Here is a 15,241-nt window from a genome sequence, read left to right as displayed (position 1 = left end):
CATCGGTAAAAAATAGAACGGTCGTTTTATTCTAGGCTTATGCGGCAAAATGTCAACATGCGTTGCCTGTGGGAATTATGAATGGCGCGCGCCCGCGCAAACTGAGGAGGCGCAGCGATGTGCTTCGGTTAAAATCGCCTTATGAAAATTCTTGTCAGTAACGACGATGGTTATCTTGCCCCGGGAATCATCGCGCTGGTCGAAGCATTGCGTCCGATTGCCGAGGTGGTTGTAGTCGCGCCGGACAGCAATCGGTCCGGAAGTTCGAATTCCCTCACGCTCGATCGTCCGCTGTCGGTTTATCGAGCCGACAACGGATTTTATTTCGTAAACGGCACTCCGTCGGACTGCGTACACGTCGCATTGACCGGCGGATTGGCATTCCGGCCCGACCTGGTTGTATCCGGTATCAATCAGGGGCAAAACATGGGGGATGACACGCTGTATTCCGGCACGGTCGCCGCCGCGACGGAAGGCTTCTTGTTCGGCATCCCGGCGATCGCATTTTCTCAAGCCGAGAAGGGCTGGGCGCATATCGACTGCGCGGCACGGATTGCCCGGGAAATCGTCGAGCGCGGATTCGACATGCTGCAAAAGCCTTATTTATTGAACATAAACATTCCTAATCTTCCATACGAACAGATCAAGGGCATTCGTGCCGCACGGCTAGGCAAGCGTCATGAGTCCGAGCCGGTCATCAAGGCGCTAGACCCGCAAGGAAGGGAGATTTTCTGGATCGGCCCAGCGGGCAAGGCAAGAGATGCCGGCGAGGGGACTGACTTTCGGACCGTCGCCGACGGATTCGTTTCGGTCACGCCATTGCAGATCGATCTGACACACGCGCTGCAGCTGGAAGTGCTGAAGAAAGACTTGCCATGACGGGAAAAGACAAACGCTTTCCGCTGCCGCTGTCTTCGGTGGTCGACAAGGCGGCCGGGAGCGCGCGCGCAGGATCTCCAGCCTCGGCCAGGATTGCGACGCCGCAAACGGCCACGCAAAACGCCGCGCAAAATTTTGCCGCGCGCTCGAACGCGCCATCAGACCTGCAGCTCAATTCAGCCGCGCGCGCCACGCCAGCTCCGGCGGGAGGCGCGCTTGCGGCGCCGCTGGTTTCCGGTGCCGTGCGCAATGCGATGGTCGCCCGCGTCGCCAAGCAGGGTGTCCGGGATGGCAAGGTGCTGGCAGCGATGGAAGCGGTGCCGCGCCACATGTTTGTCGAATCCGGCCTCGCCAGCCAGGCGTATATCGATGCTTCCTTGCCGATCGGTCATCACCAGACCATCTCGCAGCCGTATATCGTGGCGCGCATGATCGAGATCCTGCGTGCCAACGGCAATGGCGGCGAACTCAACCGCGTGCTGGAAATCGGCACCGGATGCGGCTATCAGGCCGCCGTGCTGTCGCTGATGGCCAAAGAAGTCTATTCCATCGAACGCATCAAGCCCTTGCACGAGCTGGCAAAGACAAATCTGCGTCCGCTGCGTATCGCCAACATCCGCTTGCACTATGGGGATGGTATGCTTGGGCTTCCGCAGGTGGCGCCGTTCGATGGCATTATTCTCGCGGCCGCCGGATTGGAGGTGCCGCAAGCCCTGCTGGATCAACTGAGTATTGGCGGCAGACTGGTGGCCCCCGTGGGCGAGCGTCATCAAGTGCTGCAGCTTATCGAACGGGTCGGCAAGTTCGAGTGGACGAATACTACCCTGGAAGATTGCCATTTTGTTCCGCTGCGACCCGGTACTGTGTGACTGTCCCGGATAGGACTGTTTTCTGCCGCACAGCCCGAATGAGATTTGAATGAGAATGAATAAAGTACGTTTTGTATCCCTGCTGGTATTGCCGGGCTTGATTGCTGCTTGTAGCACGACGCGCCATCCGGCGCCCGTGATCGACCGCACGACTGCGGCCAAGACCGGAGAGCCGGCAAAAAACGCCGCGCAACAACTCCCCTCGGCGCCGAAGCAGGCTGACAGCCGCGGCTATTACGTTGTCAGGCGCGGTGACACCTTGATTCAGATCGCGTTGGATTTCGGCCAGCACTATCGCGATCTCGTCACCTGGAATAACCTTGCCAATCCGAACGATATCAAGGTCGACCAGGTGCTGCGCGTCTTGCCGCCCGAAGGCGGTCCGCAAACGGCTGCTGCCGCTACCTCGTCCGGCGTGGAGGTGCGGCCCTTGTCGCCGTCGCCTGCGGCGTCTGTGCCGAACAAATCCACGCCGCGCGGAGAGAAGCGCGCTTATTCAGAGGCAGCATTGGCGGAATTGCAAAAGCCGGAAGGGGTAAATCAGACAGGTGCGACACCGCCGGCTGCAGTTGCGAAAGTCGAGCCGACCAGACCGGCTGAGAAAACGCCGGAGGTACCGGCCCCGGTCTTGCCGGAAGATGAAGGTCTTTCCTGGATTTGGCCTGCGGATGGAAAAGTTGTCGCAACCTTTAGCGATGGCAAGAAAGGAATCGACATTGCCGGCAAACTGGGGCAGCCGGTAGTGGCGGCGGGATCTGGCAAGGTGCTTTATGCAGGCAGCGGAATCCGAGGCTATGGTAATTTGGTCATTGTCAAACATTCCAACAACTTGCTGTCGGCGTACGCGCATAACAAAACCATCTTCGTGAAAGAGGATCAAACTGTCAGCAAAGGTCAAAAAATTGCAGAAATGGGCAATTCCGACAGCGATGCCGTCAAACTGCACTTCGAGATTCGTCAACAGGGAAAACCCGTCGATCCGTCAAAATTCCTGCCTAGCCGCTAGATACTAATGACCCGCATTCCACACGACCCCCTCGACGATGATGCATCGGACGACCTGTCCGATGATATTTCGCTCAATGCGCCTGACGAGGCCGAGGCTGCGCTCATCGATGACGGTGAAGACGAGGAGCGTGTGGACGGCGCGGTGGCGGCCGCCGTCGATCCGATCGATGAACTCAAGACGGTTCTGGCGGCAGAGCTGTCGACAGACACCACGCAGCACTACCTGAACCAGATTGGTGCACGCCCGTTGCTGACGGTGGACCAGGAAATTCATTACGCAACGCTGGCCAAGCAGGGGAATTTCGAGGCGCGCCAGAAAATGATCGAGCACAATCTGCGGCTCGTAGTCTCGATCGCCAAGCATTACATCAACCGCGGAGTGGTGCTGCTCGACTTGATCGAGGAGGGAAACCTGGGCCTGATGCGCGCGATCGACAAGTTCGAACCGGAGCGTGGCTTTCGCTTTTCCACCTATGCGACCTGGTGGATCCGTCAGAGCATCGAGCGTGCCATCATGAACCAGGCGCGCACCGTGCGCCTGCCTGTGCATATGGTGCGCGAGCTGAACCAGATCCTGCGCGCGAAATATCACCTGGAGGCGCAGCACCACGACGGCAAGGATGCATCTGCCGAGGACATCGCGCATCTGGTTGACCGGCCGGTCGAGGATGTGCAGGATATTCTCGCGCTGTCCGAGCACGCCACCTCGCTCGACGCGCCGCTCGACAACGATCCGCAGGCAAGCCTGATGGACATGCTGCCGGGGGATCTTGACGATGGCCCAGACTCGCGCGCGGAGCACCATGAGATGATGGTGCTGGTGCGCGACTGGCTGAAAAAGCTGCCGGACAAGCAGCGCGTCGTGATTGTGCGCCGGTTCGGCCTCGACAATGACGATCCTGCCACTCTCGAGGAGCTGGCTGCGGAGATGAGCGTGACCCGGGAGCGGGTACGCCAGATTCAGCAGGAGGCGCTGGTCAAGCTCAAGCGCGCATTGACTGCGCGCGGCGTCGGGAAGGATGCGCTCCTGTGATTCCCGTTCTGGTATTCGACATCGAGACGATTCCCGATGTGCCGGGTTTGCGCGCCTTGAACGGCTCACCCGGCGACATGAGCGATGCGGAAGTCGCGGATGCGGCATTCGCCGCGCGCCGCGAAAAAACCGGATCGGACTTTCTGCAGCATCACCTGCATCGCATCGCGGCTATCTCTTGTGTCTTCAGGGACGATGAGGGGTTTCGCGTGAAATCGCTGGGCGGCACCCAGGACAGCGAACAGAAGCTGATTCACGATTTTTTTCGCATCATCGACAAGTACACGCCGCAACTGGTGTCGTGGAACGGTGGTGGGTTCGATCTGCCGGTGCTGCACTACCGAGCGATGGTCAATGGGGTAACCGCCTCGCGCTACTGGGAAATGGGCGACGAGGATCGCGACTTCAAGTGGAACAACTATTTGAGCCGCTATCACACCCGCCATCTCGACCTGATGGATTTGCTGGCATTGTATACCGGGCGGGCCAATGCCCCGCTCGACGATCTGGCCAAGCTGTGCGGCTTTCCGGGCAAGATGGGCGTGGATGGCTCCCAGGTGTGGACCTTGTTTCAGGAGGGCCGGCTGGGCGAGATACGTGACTATTGCGAAACCGACGTGGTGAACACGTATCTGGTCTATTGCCGGTTCCTGCTCATGCGCGGTGTCATGACGCGCGCCGCCTACGAAGCGGAAGTCGAACTGGTCCGCTCCGCTCTCGCATCGCTGGATGGGGCGCACTGGAAAGAGTACCTGGCAGCGTGGCAGCCGGCGCGCTAATCCGTATAATTCCGCCAGTCTTTTACTTTTCTTGCCGGAATAAACGTCCGGCCATTCAATCATCATGCAGCACCCTATCATCGAAATCGAGTCCCTCGACATGGAAGGCCGAGGCGTCGGCCATTTGCAGAACGAAGACGGCACGCAAGGAAAAGTCATCTTCGTGGAGGGCGCGCTTCCGGGCGAGCAGGTGGGTTTCCAGTCTTTTCGGCGCAAGCCCAAGTGGGAAGCGGCGACACTGACTGAACTGCATCGCGAATCATCATTGCGGGTCAAGCCGAAGTGCGCCTACTTCGGCACCTGCGGCGGCTGCGCAATGCAGCATCTGGAGCCCTCCGCGCAAGTCGCGATCAAGCAGCGCGTATTGGAGGACAACCTGTGGCATTTGGGAAAAGTCCGTGCTGAAACCATGATGCGGCCGATTTTCGGTCCGACCTGGGGCTATCGCTATCGGGCTCGCCTATCGGTGCGCAATGTCCAGAAAAAGGGCGGCGTGCTGGTCGGTTTCCATGAGCGGAAGTCGTCGTTTATCGCGGATATGAAAACCTGCGAGATTCTTCCGCCGCATGTATCGGCGATGCTGGTGCCGTTGCGGCATCTGGTCGAGTCGCTGTCGATCTTCGAGCAGATGCCGCAAATCGAATTGGCCGTCGGCGAAGGCGTCACGGCGCTGGTATTGCGCAATATGGCGCTGCTCACGGCGGACGACGAGGCAAAGCTGAGGGCGTTTGCGGATGAATACCGGATTCAATGGTGGCTGCAGCCGAAAGGTCCGGACACGGTTTATCCTTTTTATCCGACAGATGTTCAATTGCAATATGTGCTTCCGGAATTCGGCGTCAGGATGCCGTTCAAGCCTACCGATTTCACCCAGGTCAACCATCATATCAACCGTGTTCTGGTGGCGCGGGCGTTGCGCTTGCTGGATGCGCAAGCTGATGAGCGGATCGCTGACCTGTTTTGCGGCTTGGGGAATTTCACTTTGCCGATCGCCACGCAGGCACGTGAAGTGGTCGGGATCGAAGGTAGTGCGGCGCTGACTGAGCGCGCGCTTGACAATGCGCGCGTCAATGGATTGGACAAGAAAACCACGTTCTATTCGCGTAACTTATTCGAGGCCACGGCAGATGATTTCGCGGCGCTCGGCAAGTTTGATCGGATGTTGATCGATCCGCCGCGGGAGGGCGCAATGGCGGTTTGTCAGGCGATTGTCGGCATGGGAGAGTCGCATCCCGACATGAAGCCGAAGCGTATCGTATACGTTTCCTGCAATCCGTCGACGCTGGCGCGCGATGCAGGCTTTCTTGTGCATCAGGGTGGCTATATCTTGCGGCAGGCCGGTGTGGTGAACATGTTCCCTCATACGGCGCACGTGGAATCGATGGCCGTATTCGAACTGCCTTGAGTTGTGCAATAAAAAAACCGGCCTCGCGGGCTAGGCGTTAAGTTAACGTGTTGAAAAAATTAAGCCCGCGTAAGCAGCAATGCTCCGCGGGTTTTTCTTTGGGCTGCAGTATCATGGCTACTGTTTTCTCCTGCAGAGCCAATCAATAATGAGTACAGCCGTCCTCGAATCCGTGCTGACATGCCCGAACTGTGGTTTTGCCAAGCGCGAGACGATGCCTACCGACGCCTGCCAGTTCTACTACGAATGCGAGAACTGCAAGGCAATTCTTCGGCCCAAGCCAGGCGACTGCTGCGTCTTTTGCTCTTACGGGTCCGTAAAATGCCCGCCTATCCAGGAACAGCGGAGTTGTTGTGGCTGAGGGCCGGGTTATCGTGTGAAATAAATGATTTCTTCGGGCTCAAGGGGAGCCTGAGCGAGTCCCAACCGCATGGCTGGAGTTTTTCCGTCCTTGCCGACTTCGGTGAAGTTATGGATGACGCGGTAAATACCAAGTAACTTTTCCACGAAAGCTGGGTTGTATGGGCTATAGCCGTACCAGGTCCGGCCATCCCGACTGGCGGTTTTGATAGGCCGCTCCAAGGGATTGAGACTTCGGCGAACCCTCTGGAAGAAATTGTCGATGCCATGCAGGCTTGCCTTGAGAAACAGCATTGCTTGATGGTCCAGGTCATAATCCCCGAGGTCCGTTAGCCAACACATCGCCTTTTCAGGCTCTGACATGTTTGGAATCGGGTGGACGCACCAACGGTCGCTCCATTTGCCAACTGCGACTGCCCGGCTGATTTCGTCCTTCATCATGGCCAGTTCCACGCCCTGCGGTGACAGGGCGGGATTTGCGTCCTGGTAGGCCTTAAAGATTGCGCGGGCTGAACTGATGGCCGACCGCTTCTTGTCAATGGTCATCTCCTTGGCGGTTCGGACATAGAACACATCTACGCGGCGAGCCCGGATGTCGGGTGCGAATGCGGCTAAGCAAGCGGCACGTATACCGGAGTCCTGGTCCAGAAAGAACCTGATTTTCTCGACCCGCCGCAGCAACCCTTTCAGGAACAAGAAATGGGCATACATCACGTATTCCTCGTGAGTCTGCATACCCTTCGCTTCGGGTAGCTTTTGCCCTTCGTCCTTCAGTTCAGAAACCTCGGAATCTTCGCGTGACGCCGCAGCGTCGTACTGGTCCTCAATCTTGGCGCCTAGCGCCTGCGACACCGGGCCCTTCTTCGCCTTGGCTGATTTCCGGTCGCGCTCGCGCTTTACCGCGTCCAACCCCTCCTCGTAGTCGTGACTAAGCCAGACCCGAGCGTACTTCCGGTGCGGATATGGCAACTCGGCATCACGGGCGGCCAAGGCATCCGACTCGACTTCGGACGGATTCAGGAAAGGGTCGAAGTTAAGGTGCATCCCGAACACGTAGCCTGTATGGTTGTCGGCGCTACCGATAGCCCGGAGAACGACGTTCCGGCGGTCGGTGTCCCGGCTCCAGTTGACCTTGTACTCTTGGCGGTCGACACTGACATACAGCCGGGAGAGGTCTAACTCGAAAAGGGCTTGCTCTCGTGCTGAGGCAAAGGCGAGGCATTGGCGATAAAGAAAGTCGATTTTGCCGTACAAGGTAACCGCGTTGAGCCCGGTCACCTTCGCGATTCTGCGCAACGGCATTTTGTTTGTCAGCGACAGCAGGATTGTCTTGTTCAGATGGGTAATCCGTTGCCGCTTGAGTGCACGACCACCGGCCGTAAACGTCTTCAAGCAAAGGCGGCAGCGCCAACGAGGCGAGCCAGCCGGAGTTGTCCCGAAGCGGTAATAGGCTCCGTCGGTTTCAACAGGGACATGATGGTTAGTACATTCAGTATCGGGGCAACTCGCTGACTCTATCGGCAGCAAATGCTGTGTCAGCCGATACACCTCTTCTGCAACCGCCAGGTTGCTCTTGATGGAAAAGTGTTCACCGCAGAGGAGGCATTTCAGGGAGGGACGAAGCTTGCCGACCGCTCCGATGGTGTAAGCGGAGCCCGGCTGGACGCCTAGCGCGGTTTCCTTACGTCGTGCCCATTTGGCCAACTTCGCGGGTACACCGAAGTTCGGGCACGTAGGACTCTTGCAGAAATTGACGTTGATTCCTCCGACCTCCGGGGGAAGGGGCGGATTGCTTGGCGGTGGGCCTTCTGGCTCGGAAAAAATCGTCTGCAATGAAGAATCCCCTATAAGTCGTTAAACCTATAGGGGATTTTGAACTTTTAGCCAACGTTTTTCAACACGTTAACTTAACGCCTAGCCTCGCGGGCCGGTTTTTTCAGGTGAAGGTTCTCAATCGCGTTCGCCGCCGAAAATGCCTAGCAACGCCAGCAGGTTGCTGAAAATATTGTAGATATCGAGATAAATGCTGAGTGTTGCTGAAATGTAGTTAGTCTCGCCGCCATTGATGATTTGCTGGACATCGAACAGGATGTAAGCGGAAAAAATCACGATCGCCAGCACGGAAACGACGAGATAGAGTGCCGGCAAATGCAGAAATGCATTTGCCAATGCAGCAACCAGGATTACCAGCATGCCCGCGAACAGCCATTTTCCAAGGCCGGAAAAGTCCCGCTTGGAAGCCGTGGCAATCGTCGCCATCCCGGCAAAAATGGTTGCCGTGCCGCCGAAGGCCGTCATGATCAGTGACGCTCCATTCGAAAAATGCAGGGTGTGTTCGACCAGGCGTGAAAGCATCAGGCCCATGAAGAAGGTAAAGCCGAGCAGGATAGCCACGCCTGCGCCGGAATTCTTGGTTTTCTCGATCGCATAGAAGAAACCGAACGCGATACCGAGAAACATCATGAGGCCGATGAATGGGCTTCCCGGAAAAAATGCAAATTTGATTTGCACGCCAAGCCAGGCGCCCAAAATGGTCGGGATCATCGACAGCGCCAGTAGCCAGTAGGTGTTGCGCAGCACACGGTTGCGCACGACCAAGGCTTCGCTGGACAGGCCATAGGTTTGCAGACGTTGATTCATTATGCCTCCGATTTTGATTGGTTCGGGATGAGTGCGCAAAGAATAACACGCAGGCGCGCGGCAGGACGGGCTGCGGGTACGAAATCCCTTAGGTAGGGTGATTCGTGGTAAAATCAAAGGTTAGTTGAATTCTCAATTAGTAATCTTAACCCTTTCTTTTTATTGGAGTTTTTACAGATGGCAATCGAACGCACCCTGTCAATCATCAAACCGGACGCAGTCGCCAAAAACGTGATCGGCCAGATTTATACCCGTTTCGAAAACGCCGGCCTGAAGGTCGTTGCCGCCCGCATGGCGCAATTGTCCCGTGCCGAAGCCGAAGGTTTCTACGCCGTGCACCGCGAGCGCCCGTTCTTCAAGGATCTGGTCGATTTCATGGTTTCCGGTCCGGTGATGATTCAGGTGCTGGAAGGCGAAAATGCCATCGCCAAGAATCGCGAACTGATGGGCGCGACCGATCCGAAGAAGGCTGATAAAGGCACCATTCGCTCCGATTTTGCTGATTCGATCGACGCCAATGCCGTGCATGGCTCCGACGCAGCGGAAACCGCCAAGGTCGAAATCTCGTATTTCTTCCCGGCGCTGAACGTTTACTCGCGTTAATTCACTCACGTTGATGGAATAGCCGTTCGAATTGAAGCTTCCATGGTCTCAAGGTTGAACGGCAGAATGAAAAGTAGTTATGACGGCTCTCACCAATTTGCTGGACCTCGATCCCGCGCAACTCGTTGCCTATTGCGGCGAGTTGGGTGAAAAGCCGTTTCGCGCCAAGCAATTGCAGCGCTGGATACATCAATTCGGCGCCAGCGATTTCGATGCGATGACCGATCTGGCCAAGTCGCTGCGCGACAAGCTCAAGGCTCGGGCAACAATTGCAGCACCTGCCGTGATCAGCGATCACACGTCGGCGGACGGCACCCGCAAATGGCTGTTGGACGTAGGCCAGGGCAATGCGGTCGAAACGGTATTCATCCCCGAAGAAAATCGCGGCACGCTGTGCGTTTCCACGCAAGCGGGTTGTGCGGTCAATTGTCGCTTTTGCTCGACCGGCAAGCAGGGTTTCAGCCGCAATCTCGCCGTGGGCGAAATCATCGGCCAGCTCTGGATGGCCGAATTCGCGCTGCGCAAATCGAAAGGAATCGAGCCTGGCCCCAAGGGCGAGCGCCAGATCACGAACGTCGTGATGATGGGCATGGGTGAGCCGCTATTGAATTTCGAGCCGACCGTTACCGCGCTCAAGCTGATGCTGGACGATAACGCCTATGGCTTGTCGCGCCGCCGCGTGACGGTGTCGACAAGCGGCGTGGTGCCGATGATCGACCGCCTCGCCCAAGAGTGCCCGGTGGCCTTGGCAGTGTCGCTCCACGCGTCCAACAACGCGCTGCGCGATGGTTTGGTGCCGCTGAATAAGAAGTATCCGCTGGCCGACTTGATGTCTGCCTGCAGGCGCTATCTGGAGTACGCGCCACGCGATTTCATTACCTTCGAATACTGTATGCTTGACGGCGTCAATGATGCCGATGAGAACGCGCGCGAACTGGTGGCGCTGGTGAGGCGTGGTGCCAATCCGGTGCCATGCAAGTTCAACCTGATTCCGTTCAATCCTTTCCCGGAATCGGGCCTGAAGCGGTCGAACAATGTGCGTATCAAGGCCTTCGCCCAGATCTTGATGGATGCCGGTATCGTCACGACCATTCGCAAGACGCGTGGCGATGACATTGATGCCGCCTGTGGGCAGCTTGCAGGCGAGGTGCAGGATCGCACCCGAGTGCAGGAACGTATGCAAAAAATGGCTGAGTACCAGGAAAAATTCGGCAAGAATTTCGGCCGTATCGTCGAGGTGCCGCGGTGATAAGGATGCCAGGATTGCGCCGGTGCGCCGCTGTCATCGCCCTAACCGTGTTGATGGCAGCCTGCGGCACCAATCCCGCCGTCGGAAAAGGTGATCTGCCGACCATCTCGGATCAGACTGACAATCAAAAGCGCGCCAATATCCGTTTGCAACTGGCTATCGGATATTATGAGCAGCGGCAGCTGCCAGTCGCGCTGGACGAGATCAAGCAAGCGCTGCAGGCTAATCCGGATTTTGCCGACGCCTACAGCATGCGCGGCTTGATATACATGGACATGGGTGAAAATCGTCTTGCGGAAGAAAATTTCCTGCAGGCGCTCAGGCTTGCCCCGAATAATCCGGATTTCAACAATAACTATGGATGGTTCCTGTGCCAGAGCGGGCACGAACGCCAGTCCATTGCCTATTTCGAAACGGCGTTCAAGAACCGCGGTTACCAGTCCCCCGCCAAGGCATTGAACAACGCCGGTGTTTGCAGCATGAAAATCGCGGATCGCACGGCGGCGGAAAAATATTTTTCGCAAGCCTTTCAACACGATCCAAGTAACCCGTCGACCAACGCCAATCTGGCGAAAATTTATTTCGAGCAGCGCGATTTTGAGCGCGCTCGCTTTTATATACAAAGGGTGATGAAGGCTGATGTGATGACGGCGGATGTACTGTGGTTGGCAATCAGAATCGAGCATCGGCTTGGTGATCGTGCCGCGGAATCCAGCTTGGCCAATCAGCTGCGCCGGCGGCATCCGGATTCCTCCGAATTCGCTGCTTATCAACGTGGAGCATTCGATGAGTGAGCCAGGAATGAATGATATGCCGGCGGGCGGCGCCGCTTCGCCGGAAGTTCCGCACACGCCTCCTTCTCCGGGCGCCCAGCTCTCCGCTTATCGTACGGAGCGCGGCTGGACGGTGGAGCAGGTCGCAAAGCATTTGAATCTGGCGCCGCGCCAGGTCGTGGCGATCGAGAGTGACGACTATGCGTCCTTGCCCGGCATGCCGATCGTGCGCGGATTTGTTCGCGCATATGCGAAGCTGCTGAAGGTAGACGCTGCGCCGTTGCTGGCCATGCTGGGTGGTGAAACCGTGCTGGCGCAGCAGCCGCTGGTTCCCCGAAAGACGCTTTCCACGCCTTTTTCGGAAGCGCGCTTGCCGTCCATGGCCGAACGTCCGGGCCTGTCGTCGAAGTGGTTGATCGGATTGCTGGTGTTGGTGTTGCTGGGTGTTGCGATTTGGGCGGCCCAGCAAAATTCGGAGGTCACCAAATTGCAGCAATCGGCCGCGACGCAAGTCAAGGATGGGTTGGCATATTTGTCCGGACCCGAATCGAAGCCTCAAGACAAGGCGCCGGCCAAGACGGAAGAGGCGAAACCCGACATGGCGCCGCCGGCGCCGGTTGTGGCTGCATCCGGCAATCAGGCGGCAAGCCCGGCGTCCGCCGAGTCGGGCGCTGCCGCTCCTGTCGTGGAGCAACCGGCAGCGCAGCCCGCGGCGCCCGAAACGAGTGCGCCACCAGTCAAGAATGGTCTGGTGCTGGCGGCCCGTGAGAATTCATGGATCGAGGTCAGGAGCGCCGAAGGTAAGCGCAGCTTGGTATCGCGCCTACTGAAGTCCGGCGAAACCGAAACCCTCGAAATTAACGAGCCGGTCTTGCTGGTTATCGGAAATGCCTCTGGCGTGGACGCCAGCTTGCGTGGCGAGCCGCTGGAAATCAAGGCTGGCAAAAGCAATGTCGCCCGCTTAAACCTGAAGTAAATAAAGACCAGCATGTCTCGAATGAATTCTCCCATTGTCTCTGGCCCGCGTACGCGTCGCGACAGTCGCGGCGTGACAGTACGCTACGGCGAGCGTGAAGTCGTCGTTGGCGGCGGCGCACCGGTCGTGGTTCAGTCCATGACCAATACGGATACGGCCGATGCGATCGCAACCGCGATCCAGGTCAAAGATCTGGCGCGCGCGGGATCGGAACTGGTGCGCATTACCGTTAACAACCCTGAGGCTGCCGCGGCGGTGATCGCGATTCGCGAGCAATTGGACAAGATGGGCGTGGACGTGCCGCTGGTCGGCGATTTCCACTATAACGGCCACAAGCTGCTCATCGATTTTCCCGAATGCGCCCGGGCCTTGTCGAAGTACCGCATCAATCCGGGCAATGTGGGACAGGGCGCCAAGCGCGACACGCAGTTCGCGCAGATGATCGAAGTGGCGTGCAAGTACGATAAGCCCGTGCGTATTGGCGTGAACTGGGGCAGCCTGGACCAGGCGCTGCTGGCGCGCATCATGGATGAGAACGCGCGGCGTGCCGAGCCATGGGATGCTCAAGCCGTGATGTACGAGGCGCTGGTCACCTCCGCGATCGAGAATGCGGTGCGCGCAGAGGAGGTTGGCATGGCAGGCGATAAGATCATCCTGTCATGTAAAGTGTCTGGTGTTCAGGACTTGATCGCCGTCTATCGTGAACTGGCACGGCGCTGCGATTATCCGCTTCACTTGGGATTGACCGAGGCTGGCATGGGTAGCAAGGGCATCGTGGCCTCGACCGCAGCCCTGTCGGTTCTGCTTCAGGAAGGTATAGGCGACACCATCCGTATCTCGCTCACCCCCGAGCCAGGCGGCGACCGGACCAAGGAAGTGGTGGTGGCTCAGGAGATCCTGCAGACGATGGGACTGCGCAAGTTTGCGCCGATGGTCATTGCCTGTCCGGGGTGCGGGCGCACCACCTCGACGGTTTTCCAGGAACTGGCGGATCGGATCCAGACCTACTTGCGCGAACAGATGCCAGTGTGGAAAAAGCAGTTCCCCGGCGTGGAAAACATGAATGTCGCCGTCATGGGTTGCATCGTCAACGGGCCGGGAGAGTCGAAGCATGCCAATATCGGGATTAGCCTGCCGGGAACGGGCGAGTCGCCGGCGGCGCCGGTGTTTGTCGACGGTGAAAAGACAGTTACCTTGCGTGGTGAACGCATTGCAGAAGAGTTCCAGGCCATCGTTCTGGAATATGTGAAAACACGCTATGGAAAAGCGACGGCCGCTGCTTGAAGCGAACCGTATATTGATCGTCCGAATAGAATGTCAGAAAACAAGAAAGCAGAAAAAATCGTCGGCGTAAAAGGGATGAACGACATCCTGCCGGCAGATGCGCCGTTGTGGGAATTGTTCGAGAATACGGTGCAGTCGGTGTTGAAGAGCTACGGCTTCCTGCAGATCCGCACGCCGATCGTCGAGCCGACAGCACTGTTTGCGCGTGGCCTTGGCGCCGTTACCGACATCGTCGAGAAGGAAATGTATTCCTTTGTCGATTCGATGAACGGCGATCAGCTGACGCTGCGCCCGGAAAGCACGGCCGGGGTGGTGCGCGCCGCAATCGAGCACAACCTGACCTACGAGGGCCCTAAGCGTCTGTGGTACGCGGGGCCGATGTTCCGCCATGAAAAGCCGCAGCGCGGCCGCTATCGCCAGTTTCACCAGGTCGGCGCCGAGGCGCTCGGCTTCACCGGCCCGGATATCGATGCCGAGCTGATCATGCTGTGCCAGCGTCTGTGGGACGACCTCGGTCTGCAGGGCATCCGCCTCGAACTCAATTCGATTGGCAATGCCGAGGAGCGCAACCGGCATCGCGCCGACCTGATCGCGTATTTCGAGCAGCACAAGGAGCTGCTCGATGCCGACGCGCAGCGTCGCCTGCATTCGAATCCGCTGCGCATCCTCGACACCAAGAATCCCGCCATGCAGGAGATGGTCAACGCCGCGCCGAAGCTGCTTGACTATCTCGGTGAAGAGTCGCTGGCCCACTTCGAAGGCGTGCAGAAAATTCTGCGCCATAACAGCATTCCATTCACCATTAATCCGCGCCTGGTGCGTGGCATGGACTATTACAATCGCACCGTGTTCGAGTGGGTCACAGACCAGCTTGGCGCGCAGGGCACGGTATGCGGCGGCGGACGTTACGACCCGCTGATCGAAATGTTTGGAGGAAAACCAACGCCTGCATGCGGATTCGCGATCGGGGTCGAACGCCTCTTGGAGTTGATGAAGGCTTCCGGCGAAAAGTTTGCGCAAAAGCTGTGCGACGTTTATGTCGTTCATCAGGGCGAGGCCGCCGGGATGCAGGCGTTTGTAGTGGCGGAACGCTTGCGCGATGCCGGCCTAGACGTCGTGCTGCATTGCGCGTCGGCCAGCGCCGGCGGCAGCTTCAAGGCGCAGATGAAACGCGCAGACGCAAGCGGCGCGGATTTTGCAGTCATCATCGGGGACGATGAAGTCGCCAATGGCAGCGCAACCGTCAAGACGATGCGCGGCGAGAATGCCGACAACAACCAGACGACCGTGGCATTCGAAGAGGTTGCCGACTACGTGGTCGACCAGATTACCTGCAGCGACGGTTGCGACCACCCGGACCACCACCATCACCATTAACACTAC

Annotated in this window: 15 protein-coding genes; 13 read left to right on the top strand and 2 right to left on the bottom strand. The window is 58.0% G+C overall.

What is annotated here, in order from left to right:
* Positions 1-141 precede the first annotated feature (141 nt).
* From surE to FAY22_RS22335, 7 genes are all read left to right on the top strand, one after another.
* Positions 142-879 carry a 5'/3'-nucleotidase SurE gene (surE, locus tag FAY22_RS09670; protein WP_146330008.1) on the top strand — a complete coding sequence of 246 codons (738 nt, stop codon included), beginning with the start codon at positions 142-144 and terminating at the stop codon, positions 877-879.
* Positions 876-1,748, top strand: coding sequence for a protein-L-isoaspartate(D-aspartate) O-methyltransferase (locus FAY22_RS09665; protein ID WP_146330007.1), 873 nt, complete (start codon positions 876-878; stop codon positions 1,746-1,748). The genes surE and FAY22_RS09665 overlap by 4 nt, the downstream gene beginning before the upstream one ends.
* Before the next feature lie 55 nt (positions 1,749-1,803).
* Positions 1,804-2,754 carry a peptidoglycan DD-metalloendopeptidase family protein gene (locus FAY22_RS09660; RefSeq protein ID WP_146330006.1) on the top strand — a complete coding sequence of 317 codons (951 nt, stop codon included), beginning with the start codon at positions 1,804-1,806 and terminating at the stop codon, positions 2,752-2,754.
* A 6-nt stretch (positions 2,755-2,760) separates the two neighbouring features.
* Positions 2,761-3,789: an RNA polymerase sigma factor RpoS gene (gene rpoS / locus FAY22_RS09655; protein ID WP_146330005.1), complete on the top strand. Its 1,029-nt coding sequence runs from the start codon at positions 2,761-2,763 to the stop codon at positions 3,787-3,789.
* Positions 3,786-4,568 carry a 3'-5' exonuclease gene (locus FAY22_RS09650; protein ID WP_146330004.1) on the top strand — a complete coding sequence of 261 codons (783 nt, stop codon included), beginning with the start codon at positions 3,786-3,788 and terminating at the stop codon, positions 4,566-4,568. The genes rpoS and FAY22_RS09650 overlap by 4 nt, the downstream gene beginning before the upstream one ends.
* A gap of 64 nt (positions 4,569-4,632) precedes the next feature.
* Complete coding sequence (gene rlmD / locus FAY22_RS09645; protein WP_210411929.1) at positions 4,633-5,973, top strand: 23S rRNA (uracil(1939)-C(5))-methyltransferase RlmD; 1,341 nt, start codon at positions 4,633-4,635, stop codon at positions 5,971-5,973.
* A 148-nt stretch (positions 5,974-6,121) separates the two neighbouring features.
* Complete coding sequence (locus FAY22_RS22335; protein WP_146330002.1) at positions 6,122-6,334, top strand: GDCCVxC domain-containing (seleno)protein; 213 nt, start codon at positions 6,122-6,124, stop codon at positions 6,332-6,334.
* An 8-nt stretch (positions 6,335-6,342) separates the two neighbouring features.
* Here FAY22_RS22335 and FAY22_RS09635 read toward each other — a convergent pair whose 3' ends face one another.
* Complete coding sequence (locus FAY22_RS09635; RefSeq protein ID WP_210411823.1) at positions 6,343-8,166, bottom strand: hypothetical protein; 1,824 nt, start codon at positions 8,164-8,166, stop codon at positions 6,343-6,345.
* A gap of 117 nt (positions 8,167-8,283) precedes the next feature.
* Positions 8,284-8,973 (bottom strand): Bax inhibitor-1/YccA family protein, encoded by a 690-nt coding sequence (locus FAY22_RS09630; protein WP_146333395.1) that lies wholly within the window; start codon positions 8,971-8,973, stop codon positions 8,284-8,286.
* A gap of 177 nt (positions 8,974-9,150) precedes the next feature.
* On the opposite strand from FAY22_RS09630, the gene ndk reads away from it, so the two are divergent.
* The 6 genes from ndk (at position 9,151) to hisS (ending at position 15,235) form a co-directional block, all read left to right on the top strand.
* Positions 9,151-9,576, top strand: a complete 426-nt coding sequence (gene ndk / locus FAY22_RS09625) for a nucleoside-diphosphate kinase (protein ID WP_146330001.1) — start codon at positions 9,151-9,153, stop codon at positions 9,574-9,576.
* Positions 9,577-9,655: 79 nt separating this feature from the next.
* Entirely contained in the window at positions 9,656-10,825 is a 1,170-nt protein-coding gene (gene rlmN / locus FAY22_RS09620) for a 23S rRNA (adenine(2503)-C(2))-methyltransferase RlmN (protein WP_146330000.1), read from the top strand.
* Between the two features lie 5 nt (positions 10,826-10,830).
* Positions 10,831-11,619 carry a type IV pilus biogenesis/stability protein PilW gene (gene pilW, locus FAY22_RS09615; RefSeq protein WP_146329999.1) on the top strand — a complete coding sequence of 263 codons (789 nt, stop codon included), beginning with the start codon at positions 10,831-10,833 and terminating at the stop codon, positions 11,617-11,619.
* A complete protein-coding gene (locus tag FAY22_RS09610) occupies positions 11,519-12,574 on the top strand; it encodes a RodZ domain-containing protein (protein ID WP_246860745.1) in 1,056 nt (351 codons plus the stop codon). The genes pilW and FAY22_RS09610 overlap by 101 nt, the downstream gene beginning before the upstream one ends.
* 12 nt (positions 12,575-12,586) lie before the next feature.
* Entirely contained in the window at positions 12,587-13,858 is a 1,272-nt protein-coding gene (gene ispG / locus FAY22_RS09605; protein WP_371417388.1) for a flavodoxin-dependent (E)-4-hydroxy-3-methylbut-2-enyl-diphosphate synthase, read from the top strand.
* Between the two features lie 30 nt (positions 13,859-13,888).
* Positions 13,889-15,235 (top strand): histidine--tRNA ligase, encoded by a 1,347-nt coding sequence (hisS, locus tag FAY22_RS09600; protein WP_146329996.1) that lies wholly within the window; start codon positions 13,889-13,891, stop codon positions 15,233-15,235.
* The last annotated feature ends 6 nt before the right edge of the window (positions 15,236-15,241 follow it).

Source organism: Noviherbaspirillum sp. UKPF54 (assembly GCF_007874125.1).
Lineage (GTDB): Bacteria > Pseudomonadota > Gammaproteobacteria > Burkholderiales > Burkholderiaceae_D > Noviherbaspirillum.
The sequence above is the reverse complement of the archived record's forward strand: the minus strand, read 5'-3'. Positions and strand labels throughout refer to the sequence as shown.